At 65.2% G+C, this 15,800-nt stretch carries 18 protein-coding genes; 10 read left to right on the top strand and 8 right to left on the bottom strand.

Features of this window, described 5'->3' with window-relative positions; translation table 11 throughout:
• Positions 1-2: 2 nt before the first annotated feature.
• Positions 3-1,526, bottom strand: a complete 1,524-nt coding sequence (locus NMQ11_RS10845; RefSeq protein ID WP_255170887.1) for a (R)-citramalate synthase — start codon at positions 1,524-1,526, stop codon at positions 3-5.
• 190 nt (positions 1,527-1,716) lie between these two features.
• On the opposite strand from NMQ11_RS10845, the gene hpt reads away from it, so the two are divergent.
• Positions 1,717-2,262 (top strand): hypoxanthine/guanine phosphoribosyltransferase, encoded by a 546-nt coding sequence (hpt, locus tag NMQ11_RS10840; RefSeq protein ID WP_255168028.1) that lies wholly within the window; start codon positions 1,717-1,719, stop codon positions 2,260-2,262.
• Here hpt and NMQ11_RS10835 read toward each other — a convergent pair.
• Positions 2,259-2,615 (bottom strand): DUF192 domain-containing protein, encoded by a 357-nt coding sequence (locus NMQ11_RS10835; protein WP_255168026.1) that lies wholly within the window; start codon positions 2,613-2,615, stop codon positions 2,259-2,261. The genes hpt and NMQ11_RS10835 overlap by 4 nt on opposite strands.
• 139 nt (positions 2,616-2,754) lie before the next feature.
• Positions 2,755-3,219 carry an ester cyclase gene (locus NMQ11_RS10830; RefSeq protein WP_255168024.1) on the bottom strand — a complete coding sequence of 155 codons (465 nt, stop codon included), beginning with the start codon at positions 3,217-3,219 and terminating at the stop codon, positions 2,755-2,757.
• Positions 3,220-3,376: 157 nt separating this feature from the next.
• Between NMQ11_RS10830 and NMQ11_RS10825 the strand changes: the two genes are divergently transcribed.
• On the top strand, positions 3,377-3,937 hold the full coding sequence (locus NMQ11_RS10825) for a DUF7097 family protein (RefSeq protein ID WP_255168016.1): 561 nt from the start codon (positions 3,377-3,379) through the stop codon (positions 3,935-3,937).
• Here the strand turns inward: NMQ11_RS10825 and NMQ11_RS10820 are convergent.
• Positions 3,930-4,127 (bottom strand): DUF5800 family protein, encoded by a 198-nt coding sequence (locus NMQ11_RS10820; protein ID WP_255168014.1) that lies wholly within the window; start codon positions 4,125-4,127, stop codon positions 3,930-3,932. The genes NMQ11_RS10825 and NMQ11_RS10820 overlap by 8 nt on opposite strands.
• Positions 4,128-4,292: 165 nt before the next feature.
• On the opposite strand from NMQ11_RS10820, the gene NMQ11_RS10815 reads away from it, so the two are divergent.
• From NMQ11_RS10815 to NMQ11_RS10795, 5 genes are all read left to right on the top strand, one after another.
• Positions 4,293-5,150, top strand: coding sequence for a polymer-forming cytoskeletal protein (locus NMQ11_RS10815; RefSeq protein ID WP_255168012.1), 858 nt, complete (start codon positions 4,293-4,295; stop codon positions 5,148-5,150).
• A gap of 129 nt (positions 5,151-5,279) precedes the next feature.
• Positions 5,280-6,143, top strand: coding sequence for an electron transfer flavoprotein subunit beta/FixA family protein (locus NMQ11_RS10810; protein WP_255168011.1), 864 nt, complete (start codon positions 5,280-5,282; stop codon positions 6,141-6,143).
• Between the two features lies 1 nt (position 6,144).
• The gene (locus NMQ11_RS10805; protein ID WP_255168010.1) at positions 6,145-7,686 is read left to right on the top strand and encodes an electron transfer flavoprotein subunit alpha/FixB family protein; all 1,542 of its coding nucleotides are present in this window, start codon (positions 6,145-6,147) and stop codon (positions 7,684-7,686) included.
• The gene (locus NMQ11_RS10800) at positions 7,686-9,368 is read left to right on the top strand and encodes a flavoprotein (protein WP_255168009.1); all 1,683 of its coding nucleotides are present in this window, start codon (positions 7,686-7,688) and stop codon (positions 9,366-9,368) included. Before NMQ11_RS10805 ends, NMQ11_RS10800 begins: the two co-directional genes overlap by 1 nt.
• Positions 9,369-9,378: 10 nt before the next feature.
• The gene (locus NMQ11_RS10795) at positions 9,379-9,762 is read left to right on the top strand and encodes a DUF8055 family protein (protein ID WP_255168008.1); all 384 of its coding nucleotides are present in this window, start codon (positions 9,379-9,381) and stop codon (positions 9,760-9,762) included.
• Positions 9,763-9,784: 22 nt separating this feature from the next.
• Here NMQ11_RS10795 and NMQ11_RS10790 read toward each other — a convergent pair whose 3' ends face one another.
• On the bottom strand, positions 9,785-10,231 hold the full coding sequence (locus NMQ11_RS10790; RefSeq protein ID WP_255168007.1) for a hypothetical protein: 447 nt from the start codon (positions 10,229-10,231) through the stop codon (positions 9,785-9,787).
• A gap of 180 nt (positions 10,232-10,411) precedes the next feature.
• On the opposite strand from NMQ11_RS10790, the gene NMQ11_RS10785 reads away from it, so the two are divergent.
• Positions 10,412-11,143: a bifunctional helix-turn-helix transcriptional regulator/GNAT family N-acetyltransferase gene (locus NMQ11_RS10785; protein WP_255168006.1), complete on the top strand. Its 732-nt coding sequence runs from the start codon at positions 10,412-10,414 to the stop codon at positions 11,141-11,143.
• A gap of 60 nt (positions 11,144-11,203) precedes the next feature.
• Here the strand turns inward: NMQ11_RS10785 and NMQ11_RS10780 are convergent, their stop codons facing one another.
• Positions 11,204-11,611, bottom strand: a complete 408-nt coding sequence (locus NMQ11_RS10780) for a DUF2267 domain-containing protein (RefSeq protein WP_255168005.1) — start codon at positions 11,609-11,611, stop codon at positions 11,204-11,206.
• A gap of 101 nt (positions 11,612-11,712) precedes the next feature.
• Here NMQ11_RS10780 and NMQ11_RS10775 point away from each other — a divergent pair, with 101 nt between their 5' ends.
• Together NMQ11_RS10775 and NMQ11_RS10770 are read left to right on the top strand one after the other, a co-directional pair.
• The gene (locus NMQ11_RS10775; RefSeq protein WP_255168003.1) at positions 11,713-12,891 is read left to right on the top strand and encodes a redox-regulated ATPase YchF; all 1,179 of its coding nucleotides are present in this window, start codon (positions 11,713-11,715) and stop codon (positions 12,889-12,891) included.
• Positions 12,892-13,232: 341 nt separating this feature from the next.
• Positions 13,233-13,925 carry a class I SAM-dependent methyltransferase gene (locus NMQ11_RS10770; protein WP_255168000.1) on the top strand — a complete coding sequence of 231 codons (693 nt, stop codon included), beginning with the start codon at positions 13,233-13,235 and terminating at the stop codon, positions 13,923-13,925.
• A 941-nt stretch (positions 13,926-14,866) separates the two neighbouring features.
• Here the strand turns inward: NMQ11_RS10770 and NMQ11_RS10765 are convergent.
• Both NMQ11_RS10765 and NMQ11_RS10760 read right to left on the bottom strand, forming a co-directional pair.
• Positions 14,867-15,118, bottom strand: coding sequence for a HalOD1 output domain-containing protein (locus NMQ11_RS10765; protein ID WP_255167998.1), 252 nt, complete (start codon positions 15,116-15,118; stop codon positions 14,867-14,869).
• A 78-nt stretch (positions 15,119-15,196) separates the two neighbouring features.
• Positions 15,197-15,685 carry an Lrp/AsnC family transcriptional regulator gene (locus NMQ11_RS10760; RefSeq protein WP_255167996.1) on the bottom strand — a complete coding sequence of 163 codons (489 nt, stop codon included), beginning with the start codon at positions 15,683-15,685 and terminating at the stop codon, positions 15,197-15,199.
• Positions 15,686-15,800 lie beyond the last annotated feature (115 nt).

Raw genomic sequence — 15,800 nt, 5'->3', positions numbered from 1 at the left:
CGTCAGTCGTCCGCGGGTGCGCGCCGGCGCCGGTCGGCTTCGAGCAGCCGGTCGAGCGCGTCGACCATCGCCTCGACGCTCGCGCGGGTGATGTCGGCCTCGCTGCGGGCGACGGTGACGCTGCGGTCGCCGCGAACCATGGTCACCTCGACGGTGACGACGGCGTCGGTGCCGCCGGTGACGGCGTCGACGCGGTAGGACTCGAGGTGGGCGTCAGCCGACGACCCCAGGGCGGTTCGGACGGCCGAAACGGCAGCGTCGACCGGCCCCGAGCCGGTGCCGCTGGCGACGCGCTCTTCGCCGCGAACGTCGAGTCTGACGCTCGCCGTGGGAACGGGGCCGCCGCTGGTCGCCGTGAGGTCGAGCAAGTCGACGGTCCGCTCGCGCTCGTCGCCGGTGACGTCCGCGGCGACGGCGAGCAGGTCGGCGTCCGTGACCCGGCGGCCGCGATCGCCCAGTTCCGTCACCCGGGTCGCGATCGTGGCGACCTCGTCGGGAGTCGCCTCGACGTCGTGTTCCTCGAGGGCCGCCCGGACTCCGGCGCGACCCGTGTGCTTGCCGAGGGCGAGCCGTCGCTCTCGGCCGACGGTCTCCGGCGGGTAGGGTTCGTACATTTTGTCGTCTTTGAGCGTCCCGTCTGTGTGAATGCCGCTCTCGTGGGTGAAGGCGTTCTCGCCGACGACGGCCTTGTTCGGCGGCAGTGCGACGCCGGTCGCCCGCGAGACGAGCTGTGCGAGGTCGTACAGCCCCTCGAGGTCGACCGTCTCGACGCCGTAGACGTGCGAAAGGGCGATCGCGACCTCCTCCAGGGCGACGTTGCCCGCGCGCTCGCCGAGTCCGTTGACGGTACAGTGGACCAGATCGGCACCCGCCGACACCGCGGCCAGGGCGTTGGTGACGCCGAGTCCGAGGTCGTCGTGGGTGTGGGCGCTGACGGGTCCGAGGGCAGCGAGTCGGCTCACCGCCTCGCGGGTCCGTTCGGGACCCGTGTGACCGACGGTGTCGGCGAAGCAGGTCCGGTCCGCGCCCGCCTCGAGCGCCGTCGCCATCACCGCCTCGAGGTAGTCGAGCTCCGCGCGGGAGCCGTCCTCGCCGATGACCTCGACCCAGAGGTCGTGGTCGGTCGCGTAGGCGACGAGTTCGGCCGTCGTCTCGAGGACGTCCTCGCGGGTCGTGCCGACCTTTCCCTCGACGTGGCGGTCGCTCGCGGGAACCACGAGGTGGACGCCGTCGACGTCGCACTCGAGCGCGAGGTCGACGTCGTCGCGAACCGCGCGACAGAAACTCGTCACGCGGGCCGCGAGGTCGAGGTCGGTCACGCGCGAGATCGCCGCGCGCTCGCCGGCGCCCGTACAGGCGCTGCCGGCTTCGATCGTGTCGACGCCGACGCGCTCGAGCGCGCGGGCGACGTCGACCTTCTCGTCGGGCGACAGCGAGACACCCGGCGCTTGCTCGCCGTCTCTGAGCGTCGTATCGAGAAGTCGTACCGTTCGGTCGTCGTCGATGTGGAGCGGGGTCGGTGTCAGCGTGGTTTCATCACCGCAGAATTTCCCGGCCAGCCGCCTCGCGGCGACTTCCTCTATCCTCCACAGGGGGCTGTCGTGCCATGTGTACTCCCACCGTGAGGGCGGGTGGGGTTAACCGCGGCGATGGGGTGAAATATTGCCACCATCCGTTCGGCGAAAGAGTGATTCCTCGAGTCGTGGAAGCGGGGCCATGGAGACACTCCGGCAGGCGCTCCGCGAGGCACCCGTCGTCGACCGCGACGGCTACCACTACTTCGTTCACGGCGTCACCGACGGGATTCCGCTGGTCGAACCCGACGTGCTCCGGTCGGTCGCCGACGGGATCACCGAGCGGGTGGACCTCGAGTCCGTCGACAAGCTGGTCGCGCCCGAGGCGATGGGGATCCACCACGCGACGGCGCTCTCGCTCGAGACGGATTTGCCGTTCGTCGTGGTCCGCAAGCGCGCCTACGGCTTCGACGGCGAGGTCGCCGTCCACCAGGAGACCGGCTACGGCGAGAGCGAACTGTACGTAAACGGGGTCGCCCCCGGCGAGCGGGTAGTGGTCGTCGACGACGTGCTCTCCTCGGGGAACACGCTCCGGGGCGTCTGTGCCGCCTTAGAGGAAATCGGCGCCGAGATCGCGGCCGTGGTCGTCGTCCTCGAGCGGACCGACGTCGAGCGCGAGGAGCTCTCCCACGAGGTGACGAGCCTGCTCGAGATCGCCGTCGAGGACGGGCGGGTCGTCGTCGGTTAGGGAGGCGACTCGAGGACGACCCGGTCGCCCTCCGACACGTCGGCCGCCGCGCCCGCGGGCAACTCGACGATCAGGTCCGCCCGCTCGCGCGCGTAGCCCCGCCAGGGGCGCAGCCGCTCGACGCGCTGGACGACCTCTCCGACGGCCCAGACGACGTCGATCGGGAACCTGACGAACAGCATGTGGACGTCCCTGGTTTTCGCCCGGCCGAACGGAAACGCGAGCGCGGCGCCGGGCGGAAACGACTCGCGGAACATGAGCCCGCGCGTCTGACTCCACAGCGAGTCCGCGAACTCGACGTCGGTGGCGAGGACGTCGGCGGTGCCGTCGACCGGCTCGTGGCGAAGTCGCACGGCTTCGTCTCTCGCCGGGGCGGTAAATATTTTCTCGAGAGTTACGTCACCGACTCCGATCGGGTGCTCGTCGAAAAATTCGAAACGCGGCCGCAGTCCAGACGGTCGTTCCCGCGGCGCCCCTGTCGCAGGCACCGCATCAGGCGGCCGTCCGAGTCCGATCCCCGAGGGGTGGCAGCACCTCGAGTTGCTCGAGGAACTCGAGGCCGTCGGACTCCTCCCAGCGTTCGACGATCTTGCCGTCCGCGAGTCGCATGAGGACCATGGTGGTGCTGCGAACCCGGTTTCCCGTGGGGTCGAACCCGGCGAACTGCCCCTCGTGGGTGCCCTCGAAGACGAACCTGACGAGGACCTCGTCGTCCTCGGCGATCATGTCCTCGATCGTCACCGTCGCGTCGGGGAACGCCTCCCGGGCGACCTCGACGTGGCGGACGAACCCCTCGAACCCGCGCGCCTCCTCGGGGGTGATCGTCTCGTCCGAGAGCGGGTCGTGGTTGACGACGTCCGCCGCGATCAGCTCCTCGAGCAGGTCGGTGCGCCCCTCGTTGAACGCCTCCTCGTAGTACCGCCGCACGATCTCCTTGTTTGTCGATTCTGTGCTCATTGTTCTCTCACCACACGATAGTACGCCGCCAACCGGGTAAAGGGTGTCTTCGGGTTTTCGGACCAGTCAGGGTCGCTGCCACCGACGGGAGTCGTCGCTGGTCCTGAATCGGGCAGTTGAAAGTCGTCGCATGCGAAGGTACGCTCGAGCGCTCGAGATGGAGAAAACGCCCCGCGGAACCGCCGTCGGCGTCGACGACCCCTACGAGTTCGCCGGCCTCTGCGATCACCTGACCGGCGAGGGGACCTGCCGGTACGCCTTCGATCACTACGAGCACGACCCCGCGTTCGCCCGCGAGCGGGCAACGGAGGAGTACGCCTGTCCGGTGGTCGATTCCGACACCGACGAGGACTGGACGTGGGCCGACTGTCCGCACTTCCGGTCGCGAAACCGCGACCGCGAGTGCGTCCGCTGCGGACTCGAGGAGAAGCGGGTCGCCCACTCGAGCGAGCGGCCGCTGCTCGAGGAACACCACCTCTCCTACGCCGACGGCTCGAGCGAGGAGGGGACGCTCAGTCACGAGATCACGGTCTACCTCTGCCGGTGGTGTCACGCCAAGGTCCACACCTCCTGGGCGCGGCTCACCGACGACGTGGCACCGGACCCGGAGGCGGTCGCCGCCCTCGAGGAGCGACGCGGCCGCGAGATGGACGAGTTCGGCTTCGAATCGGCGGCCGACCGTTACGAGCGCGACCGCTCCGACGACCGGACTACTTGAGAATGTCGCCGACGCGCCGGGGCTCCCCCCGGAGGTCGGGCTGTTTGGCAACGATCTTCAGCACCTCGTGGTCGGTGACGTCGTGGTAGGGTTTCTCCGTGGCTTCTTCGATGAGTTCTCGCTCGAGGCGGAACTCGGTTCCCTCGTAGACGACGTCGACACCGTCGTCGTCGAACGCAAGAGTCGTCATAGTCGCCAGTACGAGACAGGGTGATAAAAACGAGGCGGCTGTCGATGCCGGCCGCACCGCCTGGCGTCGAGGACGGGTGACCCGCCGCGTTCGAACGGGCACCGTCCGCCGCACGTCGGACGGTCACGCGAAACTTATTACGGGGGCGTCGAAATGGGTGAGACTGTGGCCTTCAGCAGCGATCCGCTCGACGAACTTCGCATCCCCGCCGGGACCGAAGCCCAGGAACGCGACCTCGTGACCGACGGCGACGTCCTCATCGGCGCGCGGTCGACCATCGAGTTCGGCGTCCGGGGGCGGAACGTCCTCGCCGGCGAGGGCGTGCGCTTCGGCGGTGCGATCGAGGCGGAAGGCGAGTGTCGCCTCGACATGTGGTGTGACGTCGCCGGCAACGTCCTCGTCGGCGAGAACGCCTACCTCGGCGAGCGCGTCCACATCGGCGGCCAGCTGAAAGTCGCCGGCGACCTCGACATCGGCGACGACGTCGACATCGAGGACGGCTTCGAGGCGAACGGCTGGATCGTCATCCGGAACCCGATGCCGACGATCGTCTTCCTGTTCGTCTACCTCAAACACCTGCTGTTGCTCGGCGAGGAGGACGCCGCGCAGGCGCTCATCTCCCAGATGGTCGACGAGGACGGCGAGGAGGCCGACCTCGACCCGCTCGTGATCCCGCGGAACGCGACCGTCAACGACGACGCCTGGCGGGTCTCCGAGCCCGCGACGATCGGCGCCGACTGCCGGCTCCACGGAAACGTCCGCGCCGAAACCATCGACGTCGGCGCCGACTGCGACGTTTTCGGAAGTCTGCGCGCCCGCGGCGACGTCGTCGTCGGCCAGCGGACGGTGATCCACGGCGACCTGACGACGCGGGACGGCTCCGTCGAACTCGGCCCCGACGCGCGCGTCCTCGGCGACGTCTCCTGTGAGGACCTCGAACTCGGCCCCGGCGCCGAAGTCGACGGCACGATGCGCGCCGGCGGCGAGATCACGATGGTAACGACCGAGCGCGAACAGGAGTGACGAAACCGGCAATCCCGTCGCTCACGGCGATTTTCACCCACACCCTTAATAGTCACAGTTACGATAGGGTGACGTGAACATGGGACGAGCAACCATATCACAGAGTCGCCAGTGGTGCGGGAGGTGGCCATGCGGTCGATAGCGCTGATGAAGGGCGTCCCCGACTTCTCGGAGGGCGCCGTCTCGTTCGACGAGGACGGGCACCTAGAGCGGGGGAAGACCCCGACGGTGATGAACCCCAACGACGCGTTCGCCCTCGAGGCCGCCCTCCAGACGCGGGTTCGCCACGGCGGCCACGTCTCCGGGATGTGCATGGGGCCGCCCAGCTACACGAGCGTCCTCGAGGAGGCGATGGAGTCCGTTTACGCCGACGACAGCTACCTGCTCTCCGACCGGGAGTTCGCCGCCTCCGACACCTGGGCGACGGCGATCACCCTCTGCTCGGCCATCGAGAAGTACCAGGAGGAAGTCGCCGACGTCGACCTCGTCTTCGCGGGGTTCAAAACGGCCGACGGCGAGACGGGCCACACCGGGCCCCAGACCTGCTGGGGGCTCGAGTGGCCGATCGTCACGCACGTGCTCGCACTCGACATCGATCCAGACGAGCGCGTGCTCCGGGCGAAACGGCTCGTCGAGGGGGACGTCGACGAGATCGAAACCGTCGAGGCGCCGCTTCCCTGCATGGTCGTCGCCGACCCCGAGTTCTCGCCGACCTACCGCAAGGCCGCACACCGGCTGACCCACAAACGGCTGCGCGCGGAAACCGAAGCGCGGGCCACGGAACACGACGAGCACCTGACGACGTGGGACCACGAGGACCTGAACCTCGATCCGGACTACATCGGCCTCGACGGCTCGCCGACGATCGTCTCCTCGGTCGATCCGATCCCCAAGGCGCCCTCCGAGCGCGAGGCGACGATGATCGACGCCGACGACGGGGCGGGACTCGAGGCGGTGCTCGACGAGATGGCCGCGTTCGCGGGGGGTGACTGAGATGGTCGATCCGAACGACCACACGGTCGACGAGCTGATCGAGGCGCTCGCCACGGTCGACGACGTCGACGAGCTCAACTCGGTTCTCGAGGCCGAGCGCGCCGGCCAGGACCGAAAGACCGCCCGCGAGGCGGTTCACAAGCGACTCGAGGTCCTCGGGGGCGGCGGGACGGAAACCGACGACGAGACCGAAGGCGAGTACGAGGAGACCAGAGAGGACGTCGGCGAGGAGGCCGAGGGCGAGGACCTCGAAGACGACGAGGAGGACGCGGACGAAGCCGGCGAGGCCGACGACGCCGCCGAGGAGGTCAACGAGATGGCCGACACCCGGGACAAGCGCCACGTTCGCGCCCTCAACGGCGGCCGCTACGAGGACATGTGGGTCTTCTGTGAGACTCAGCAGGGCGAACTGCTCGAGGTCTCGAAGGAGATGCTCGGGAAGGCCCGCGAGCTGATGGACGACTACGCCGAGGAGTACGGCGACGAGGAGCGGGTCGTCGCGTTCCTGATGGGCGACGACTGCGAGGGGCTGGCCGAGGAGTGTATCGCCTACGGCGCCGACGTCGCCGTCTACCACGACGACCGGCGGTTAAAACGGTTCCTCCACAAGCCCTACACCGAGGTCTCGGCGCACATGGCCCGCGGGCAGGGCACCGTCGAGAGTACGGACTGGCGAGAGTACGACGAACCGCGGTACGTCCTCTTTCCGGCGACGAACAACGGCCGCGACCTCTCGGCGAAGGTGCAGGCCGAACTCGACTCCGGGCTCGCCTCGGACTGTTCTGACCTCTTCATCGAGGCCACGAAGATCTCGAACCCCGTGAAGACGGGCGAGCCGGGCGTCAAGAAGACGTTCGAGCGCGTTCTTCACATGAAACGACCGGACTTCTCCGGCTTCGAGTACTCGACGATTCTCTGTCTGGACAACCCCGACCGGGACTTCCACCCACAGGGGGCGTCGGTGATTCCGGGCAGCTTCGAGCCGATGGAGCCCGACTACGATCGGGAGGGGCTCGTCGTCGAACACGACATGGAGCTCGACGACAGCTGGTTCCGCGTCGAGATCACCGAACACGACACGCTCGAGGAGGGCGTCGATCTCACGGGCCACGAGGTCGTGGTCTGTCTCGGCCGCGGGATCGGCGACGACCCGACGACGGGGATGGAACTCGGCCTCGAACTGGTCGACGCTTTCGACGACGCCGTCCTCGGGATCACGCGGGGGATCGTCACCTCCTCCTACCAGTTCGATGGCCACGTCGAACGGTACGCGAAAGAAGAGCGCCAGATCGGGGAGACCGGCCAGGTCGTCGCCCCCGACCTCTACATCGCCGCCGGCGTCTCGGGGGCGGTCCAGCACAAAGTCGGAATGGACGAATCAGGGACGATCGTGACGATCAACACCGATACCGATGCCAGAATCAGGGACTTCACCGACTACTTCATCGAGGGCGACCTGTTCGACGTACTGCCGCGGCTCACTGACGCGCTCGAGTCGGGCGAACTGGATCTCGAGGCCGTGGCCGACGGAGGTGAGAACTGATGGGCGCCGATACTGAGGAGTACGAACACTACGAGGCGGTCGTCGTCGGCTGCGGACCCGGCGGGGCGGCCGCCGCGGCGCGGCTGGCCGACCACGGCGTCGAGACGCTCGTCCTCGAACGCGGCGTCGAGGCCGGCTCGAAGAACGTCTCCGGCGGCTTGATCTACGCCGAGGAATCCGCACCGTACACGATCGACGACCTCTTTCCCGACTTTCGGGAGGCAGCGGCCGAACGGCCGATCACCGACTACTACATTCACAACATCGCCGGCAACAAGGTCAAGACGTACGACCTGACCGACCTCCACGAACACGACACGGACTGGTGTGACGCCGTGCTCCGTCGGCCGATGGACTCCTGGCTCGAAGAGCGAGTCCACGAGAAGACCAGCGAGACTGGCGGCGGGGTGCTCACCGACGTCCGTGTCAACGGCCTCCTGCGGGAGAACGGCGAGATCGTGGGCGTCACCTGCGACGAACTCGACCCCATCACGGCGGACCTCATCGTCGCCGCCGACGGGGTCAACTCCGAACTCGCCCGCGACGCCGGGCTGATGGACTGGGAGGAGCCCGACGAGTGGTTCCAGGGCGTCAAGGCCGTCGTCGACATGGACGCCGACGCGATCGACGACCGGTTCTCGATCGACGCCGACGAGGGGGTCGCTCACCTGTTCTCGGGCGATCTCTTCGAGGACGTCCGCGGGGGCGGCTTCCTCTACACCAACGAGGACTCGCTGTCGATTGGGACCGTCTTCCACCTCGATAGCCTCGTCGAGCAGCGAGCCGAACCCCACCAGCTGCTCGATTCGCTGCTCACCCACCCGCTGCTCGCCCAGTGGCTGCGCGACGAGTACGACGAGCGCGAGTACTCGGCCAAACTCGTTCCCGACTCGAAGAAAGTGGCCCACCGCGAACCCTACCGCGACCGGCTGGTGCTCGTCGGCGACGCCGGCGGCCAGATGCAGGCCCAGGGACCGATCATCAAGGGAATGAACCACGCCGTCACCGCCGGCGCACTCGCGGCCGACGCCTTCGTCGTCTCCCAGGGCAACGCTGACCCGGAGTCGGCCGGCAGGCGCTACACGAAGATGCTCGAGGACAGCGGGACGATGAAGAAACTCCGCCCCCGCCGGTACGACCTCGCCCGGACCGTCGGCGAGCGGGATCGGGTCACGCAGGTCGTCGACACCGTCCTCGAGTCCCGGGTCGGCGGCGTCGCCGTCGGCAACCCGGTCGCGAGCCGGCTGCTCGAGCGGGCGTACAACTCGCCGTTTCTCGTCTCGATGCTGCCCGACACCGCCACGGGGTACGTCACCCTGCCGTCGGTCATCGGCGAGGAACACGGCCGGTCGATCCACTGGGAGAGCGAGGTCGAGCCGCCGAGCCTCGAGGAGCGCATCGGCGACCTGACCTACGACACCGACGTCGGCAACCCCCACATCCGGCTGCGCGACGAGTCCTTCGAGGCCAGCGGGGCGGCCGTCTACGCCTGTCCGGTCAGCGCCGAGGACTTCGGCGGCGGCTGCTACCGCGCGGAGACGGTGAAGACGAACGGCGGCGAGGAGACGCTCGTCAGCCTGGACACCCAGCCCTGCGTGGAGTGTGGCACGTGCGCTATCGTCGCCGACACGGAGTGGGAACACCCCCGCGGCGGCAAGGGCGTCGAGTTCCGCGAGGGCTAGTGGACGAAGGATGAGTCGATACGGCCCTCGTATCGCCGCCCTCGAGCGAGCCGCCGAGCGCGACCGCGAGGCGTTCGCCGCCGACGCGGCCGAGCCAGCCGACGCGCCGGCGTACCTGCGCGAGGGCGCGGGGCCGGCGATCTGGCTCTACGTCGAGGCCCGCACCGGGGGCCGGCTGGTGCCGTTTTCGGAGGCCGAGTTTTCGGCGCTCGAGGGCGCGATGAACGACTGGCTCGAGCTGTACGCCCGGTGTCACGGCGTCTCGCTCGAGGCGGAGTTCACGGTTCGCGAGGCGGCGGAGCTGTTGCTCGAGACGCGAAACGTCTTCGACACCGCTCAGTTGCTCACGCGGGTCCCGGATCGAACGCGGGAAACCGAGCCCGCCCGCGGTTGAGGCCGCGGGCTCGAGCGGATCGTTATCGCGGCTGCGTGTCGATCAGTCCGGCGTCGTCGGCGTCTCGAAGCGCCCGGTGGGCGTAGAAGGCCACGGAGAAGTCCTGCGGGCTCGGGATCGTACACGCGAGCCAGCCGATGACGAACGCGGTGCCGGCCGCGTGGTCCGTCGGCAGCGAGCCGGCCGCCCCGAGGACGAGAACGGGGAGTGCGAGGACCAGCGGCATCATCGCGGCGAGTCTGAGCAACCAGGGCGGCTCCCGGCCGGTCGGCTGCGGGTGAACCGCCGCCCAGGGACAACTCGCCAGCATGGCGAGGACGCCGTCGGTCCTGTCGGGGAAGTACGAAACCGTGTACTCGACGCGAGCGAGCTTGAGCGCCAGGGCGTGTGACCACTCGTGGGCGACGAGACCGCCCCCCACCGCGAGCAGGAGGGCACAGCCGGCGACGAGCGCGTCCGTTCCGATCATCGTTCGTCCGGGATATCTTCTGGTTCGAGGAATCGCCTATCAATCCGTTGGTTCACGGCCACCACACCTCTACTAGCTGGCGTGACTCTCCAAACGACCACGGATTCACGTGTTTCGACATTAAAAGCGCTCCTGTGAGTCCGGACAAGGATTAAGTGCTGTGGGAGGCTATCCCATGCCATGGCATTCGCCGAGGAACACGAGTTCGGACACGAGGACCGCAAGCGAATCTACGAGTACGTCGAGCGACACGGTGCCGTGGATCCGGACGACGTTCAGGATCGCCTGGGTATCGATCCCGGCGGCTTTCGCCACCACGTCGCCATCCTGAAGCGCGACGGACGCCTCGAGATCGAAAACGGCACGCTCCGGGTCACCATCGACGCCGGCGCCGAGGAGGAGTACGTCTCCGAGGACCTCGAGTTCCACATCCGGCCCGCCCGCCAGGAGGACCTCTCCGGGATCGTCGGCGCGATCCGGCAGGTCGCCGAGGAGAAGACCTACATCGTCGCCGAGAGCGTCGCCGACGAGATCGACCACGAGAACGCCCTGCTCCGGCACAACGAACTCGAGGCGCGAATGTTCTTCGTCGCGACGGTCAACGGCGAGGTCGTCGGCTGGGTCCACCTCCGGGGTCCCGAACTCGACAAGCTCAGCCACACCGCCGAGCTCACCGTCGGCGTCATCGAGGAGTACCGCGGCCACGGCATCGGCTCGCACCTGCTCTCGCGCGGCCTCGAGTGGGCCGGCGCGAACGGCTACGAGAAGGTGTACAACAGCGTCCCCTCGACCAACGAGGAGGCGATCGCGTTCCTCGAGGAACACGGCTGGGAGACCGAAGCCGTACGCGAGGACCACTACAAGCTCAACGGCCACTACGTCGACGAAGTGATGATGGCCCTCGAGCTGTAGTCACGACCGCTTTTCGGTGCACCTTTGTCGTCCCGTCGACTCGAGCGCCGCAGCCACCCGTCAGGCAGGGCTCCCTTCGCTGTCGACCAGTTCGAAGAGCTCGTCGTACTCGTCGTCGGGGAACTGGGTTCGAAGCTCCGCGAGCGTGTCGCCGGTGGTCGCCTCGTCGAGTACCTCCACGACCACCTGCGCGTGAAACGCCGCGTCCGCCGGGTCGTTCTCGCCGAGTTCCTCGCGGTCGGCGACGCGGTCTGCGAACTCCTCGAAGTCGAACCCCTCGACGTCGTCGACCTTCTCGAGGTGGCGGGCGAGTTCCTCGGGGAGCTGTCCCGCGAGGTTCTCGGCTTCGCCCGGCTGGACCCGTTCGGAGAGGGTGGTGAGCGTCGCCCGGCTGACGCTGAGGGCCGCCTCGCGCGAGTCGAGCTGTGCACGGTGTTGAACCTCGCCGATGAATTCGTCGTACTGCATACGCGGAGTCCCACCGTCCGCCTGCAAGACGGTGGCCCCTTACTCTGAAAGCGACCGCCGGAACCGAAAGACAGTTTTCCCGAACGGCGCAACGGAGAGCCATGCTCTCGATCGCGCTTGCCGGAAAGCCCAACGCCGGCAAGTCCACGTTCTACACCGCGGCGACGATGGCCGAGGTGGACGTTGCCAACTACCCGTTCACGACGATCGACGCCAACCGCGGGGTGAGCCACGTCCGAACCGAGTGTCCCTGTCTCGAGCGCGAGGAGCGCTGCGGGAACGAGAACTGTCGGAACGGCAAGCGCTACGTCCCGATCGAGCTCCTCGACGTCGCCGGTCTGGTCCCCGGCGCCCACGAGGGGAAGGGGCTCGGCAACCAGTTCCTCGACGAGCTCACGAACGCCGACGTGATCGTCAACGTGATCGACGCCTCCGGCGGGACGAACGCGAAGGGCGAACCCGTCGAGATCGGCGAGCACGACCCGCTCGAGGACATCGACTTCGTCGAAGAGGAGATGGACCTCTGGCTCGCCGGAATCGTCGACCGCAACTGGGAGTCGGTCGAACGCCAGTCGCGCTCCCCCGGCTTCGACATCGACGACGCGCTCGCGGAGATGTTGACCGGCTTCGGAGCATCTTCCACCGACGTCGCCCGCACGCTGCGGGAGATCGACTACCCCGAAGACCCCATCCAGTGGGAGGACGACCACCGCGAGGCGCTGGCCCGCGAGATTCGCCAGCGTACGAAACCGATCGTCGTCGCGGCGAACAAGATCGACGTCGCACCCCAGGAGAACGTCGAGCGCCTGCTCGAACTCGAGAAACCCGTCATCCCGACGACCGCGGAGGGGGAACTCGCGCTCCGCCGGGCGGCCGAAGGTGGACTGGCCGACTACGATCCCGGCGACGAGCGCCTCGAGATCGGCGACGGCGTGAACGACGCGCAACGGGAGGCGCTCGAGGGCCTCGAGGCGACGATGGCCGAGTGGGGCGGAACGGGCGTCCAGGCGGCGCTCGACTACGCGGTGTACGAACTGCTCGATCACCTCACCGCGTACCCCGTCCAGGACGCCTCGAAGTGGACCGACGGCACCGGGAACGTCCTCCCCGACGCCTTCCTCCTGCCGCGCGGGTCGACGCCGGTCGACCTGGCCTACGCCGTCCACTCGGACATCGGCGACGGCTACCTCCACGCGGTCAACGCGAAGACGAGTCGGGAGGTGGGTGACGGGTACGAACTCGAGGAGGGCGACGTGATCAAGATCGTAAGTACGAACTGATAAAACCGGAGTCGAGCACGCTACTCGTTTTTGAGCGCGCCGTGTACCTCCCGGTTCGCGTCCCGGTCAGCCGCTGCTACCCGCTGGACGGGTTCACGTCGGATGTCGCCCATTACTTCGTCAAGCGGGGAACCGGACCCTGAACCTTCCTCGGTCGCCATAGTTGGAGTATCGTCTCGACTTACGGGTAATCGTTTAGGTTAGACGAGTCGCCGGTTAGTTCGTCCACCCCTACTGGATGAGACCGCCGCCGAACGGCGTACCGGTTCGGTCACGGGAGTGCAACGTTGGCACGCCGCACACAGTGTTTTGTAACCCACCGCGAAAGTGACACCGGAACCATGAGTCCGGACTGGATGATAGACGAGCGGTGCCACGCGGGCGAGGAACACGTCGACCCGGCACAGGTCGCTCGCTACGACGAGAAGATCCCGTTCGATCCGGCGGGAGAGATCGACCTGCTGTGCGAGTACGGCCTCTCCGCCGAGGATACGGTCGTCGACTTCGGAGCCGGAACGGGCGTGTTTCCGCTCGCCGTTTCCGAGCACTGCGAGCGCGTGGTCGCCGTCGACGTGAGCGAGACGATGCTCGAGGCCACACGGGAGAAATTCGAGGATCACGAAGCCGACAACGTCGACCTCGTCCACGACGGCTTCGTGAGCTACGACCACCGGGGCGAGCCCGCGGGGTTCGTCTTCTCGAAGAACGCGCTGCACCACCTCCCCGACTTCTGGAAGGTCGAGGCGCTGAAGACCGTCGGCGACACGCTCGAGCCCGGCGGGATCTTCCGACTGCGCGACCTCGTCTACTCGTTCGATCCGCGGGACAGCCGCGAGGAGATCGAGTCGTGGCTCGAGGGTATGGAACCGACCGAGTTCACCACCGAGGAGCTTCACGCGCACTTCCGCGAGGAGTTCAGCACGTACGACTTCCTTCTCGAGTCGATGCTCGAGGAGACGGGGTTCGAGGTGCTCGAAGCGACCTACTCGCGCGGATTCTACGCGGAGTACGTCTGTCGGTGGCGGGGCGAGTAGACGGGTTTCGTTGATTCCCTCGATAGATGCTATGTTCTAGTAACTGGACTGAATACACAGCGCGAACGTCGCACGTCATCTGACTCGATCTACGGAAGGGAGCGATCGGTCAGTCCAGATTGTTTACTGAGCAAACCAGCACAAATATATTGGATTCGTTATGTTATATGTGGGTCGTTGTTGGAGTCTTTCGGACTCGGATTTCTGAACCGGTAGAAAAGGTAAACTGCCGCGATAATTTCGATTGAGGGATTGTAAGCAACTGCATATGAGAGAAGGGAAATAACAATCCCACCACCTACCCAGAAACGGCGATCCGGGTTCCACGGCGAGGAACTTTTTCGTACGGTACCAGCATCCAAGTAGAGCGCGATGAAAAATACCGGTACGAGTAACAGCCCAAGTAGCCCGAAGATAGCGTATAGAGCAACTACACCTCCACCAGCGTCCATGACCCCATCCAAGAACACGGTGCCAGCAAGCGACCAGCCAAATCTGATCAGTGCAATTCCGATTAGTACATAAAGCCAAATTGATTGTCGCATATCTAATAATACCCAAATGTACTTGGCTAAGAACTTTTCGTTAAATACGCAGATGTACTGGCCGTCTGATTCAGTGAATTGGGCACGAAACAAACGGTGCCGCTGTGCTGCAGAGATGCTCTGAGTCTCGCACGCTACTTCTGCAAGCGGTTCGGTAGTTCGTCCAGTGTCTGCTGAATAGATCGCGCGAGTGTGGAACACAGCGGACCGTGGTCAACGCGAGGGGTCGAACGCTCAGTACAGGGGAGCGACGTAACGTGACGGGCTACAATCTATCTTGGCTCATTCAATAGCCACGTACTGAGGAGAGGGGATTAAACTCAGCAGAAGATTGCGCTCTATCTCGGTCAAATCAACTAGGTCTACCACTTGATGATCATAACTTGATGATCATGATTATATACACGCCTTCTTGACAGAAATATAGCCATCGGAGAAAACCGTAACCTCACAACTATTATAGTTAAAGACAACTTTTCCAAGTGTCTGGTTATTGGCAAAGAGGTTCTCCAAGGCCTCAGGGTCTATGACCTCATACAAGGGGGGAGTGAGTTCGATAGGCTCGGTTTCTTCCGCTTCAGCAATTGCTTCAACTATTTTTTGACTGACACAACTCTCCTCTGCTACTTCGGCCTGTATCTTGTTCATGAAGCCCTTAGTCCGTCACCACTCTTAAAAATGTTGGATAATAAACAATATCCGGCGATACTTAAATGGGTCTGGAAATCAGCCAGTGTTATCCTCATTTGCAAATTTTTGGCCATAGTGGTTGTAGGGTTGGGCTCGTTCCTGTTTCATTATCTCCATTCGTTCTATATGAACGCCATGTGAATCCAGTTCTGTAAGACTCTCCTCTATGTCCTCTTGAGAGGCTCCAACTATTTCTAACGACAAATTCTCGTTATTTGTCAATAATTCACGTGCGCTCACAACACCAGATATTTCCATAATTTCATCTAACAGTTCCTCTCTTTCCGTTAGGGGAACTGTCGCAGTTACAAGGAGATGATGGCCTAACCCAGCTTTCGTGTAGTCAACGATTGTGTGGAAGCCCTTAATGATACCCTGTTCTTCGAGCCTGTCGATGCGATTGGCGACCGTACTGGAGGAGACACCAACTTTCTCGCCAATATCGGCGACCGTTCGTTTTCGGGCGTCCTGTTGGAGGAGATAGATAATCCCTTTGTCTACATGATCGATCTCGTCGGAGGCCATATGTACCGTTACGGGACGAACCCAAAAGACGTTTTTTCAGGCGATCCACATACGCTGACTACGCCAGAGTATTGTACGTTGTGTTCTGTACGCCTCGGTGAAAACATCTAATATT

It is taken from the genome of Natrononativus amylolyticus (assembly GCF_024362525.1).
GTDB classification, from domain to species: Archaea; Halobacteriota; Halobacteria; order Halobacteriales; family Natrialbaceae; genus Natrononativus; species Natrononativus amylolyticus.
This window is presented reverse-complemented; position numbering and strand designations above follow the sequence as displayed.

Coding starts and splice junctions, on each gene's coding strand:
- NMQ11_RS10785 (WP_255168006.1), top strand. CDS start 10,412: ATGGCATTCGCCGAGGAACACGAGTTCGGACACGAGGACCGCAAGCGA.
- NMQ11_RS10780 (WP_255168005.1), bottom strand. CDS start 11,611: ATGCAGTACGACGAATTCATCGGCGAGGTTCAACACCGTGCACAGCTC.
- NMQ11_RS10830 (WP_255168024.1), bottom strand. CDS start 3,219: ATGAGCACAGAATCGACAAACAAGGAGATCGTGCGGCGGTACTACGAG.
- NMQ11_RS10775 (WP_255168003.1), top strand. CDS start 11,713: ATGCTCTCGATCGCGCTTGCCGGAAAGCCCAACGCCGGCAAGTCCACG.
- NMQ11_RS10805 (WP_255168010.1), top strand. CDS start 6,145: ATGGTCGATCCGAACGACCACACGGTCGACGAGCTGATCGAGGCGCTC.
- hpt (WP_255168028.1), top strand. CDS start 1,717: ATGGAGACACTCCGGCAGGCGCTCCGCGAGGCACCCGTCGTCGACCGC.
- NMQ11_RS10800 (WP_255168009.1), top strand. CDS start 7,686: ATGGGCGCCGATACTGAGGAGTACGAACACTACGAGGCGGTCGTCGTC.
- NMQ11_RS10810 (WP_255168011.1), top strand. CDS start 5,280: ATGCGGTCGATAGCGCTGATGAAGGGCGTCCCCGACTTCTCGGAGGGC.
- NMQ11_RS10795 (WP_255168008.1), top strand. CDS start 9,379: ATGAGTCGATACGGCCCTCGTATCGCCGCCCTCGAGCGAGCCGCCGAG.
- NMQ11_RS10765 (WP_255167998.1), bottom strand. CDS start 15,118: ATGAACAAGATACAGGCCGAAGTAGCAGAGGAGAGTTGTGTCAGTCAA.
- NMQ11_RS10760 (WP_255167996.1), bottom strand. CDS start 15,685: ATGGCCTCCGACGAGATCGATCATGTAGACAAAGGGATTATCTATCTC.
- NMQ11_RS10770 (WP_255168000.1), top strand. CDS start 13,233: ATGAGTCCGGACTGGATGATAGACGAGCGGTGCCACGCGGGCGAGGAA.
- NMQ11_RS10790 (WP_255168007.1), bottom strand. CDS start 10,231: ATGATCGGAACGGACGCGCTCGTCGCCGGCTGTGCCCTCCTGCTCGCG.
- NMQ11_RS10820 (WP_255168014.1), bottom strand. CDS start 4,127: ATGACGACTCTTGCGTTCGACGACGACGGTGTCGACGTCGTCTACGAG.
- NMQ11_RS10825 (WP_255168016.1), top strand. CDS start 3,377: ATGGAGAAAACGCCCCGCGGAACCGCCGTCGGCGTCGACGACCCCTAC.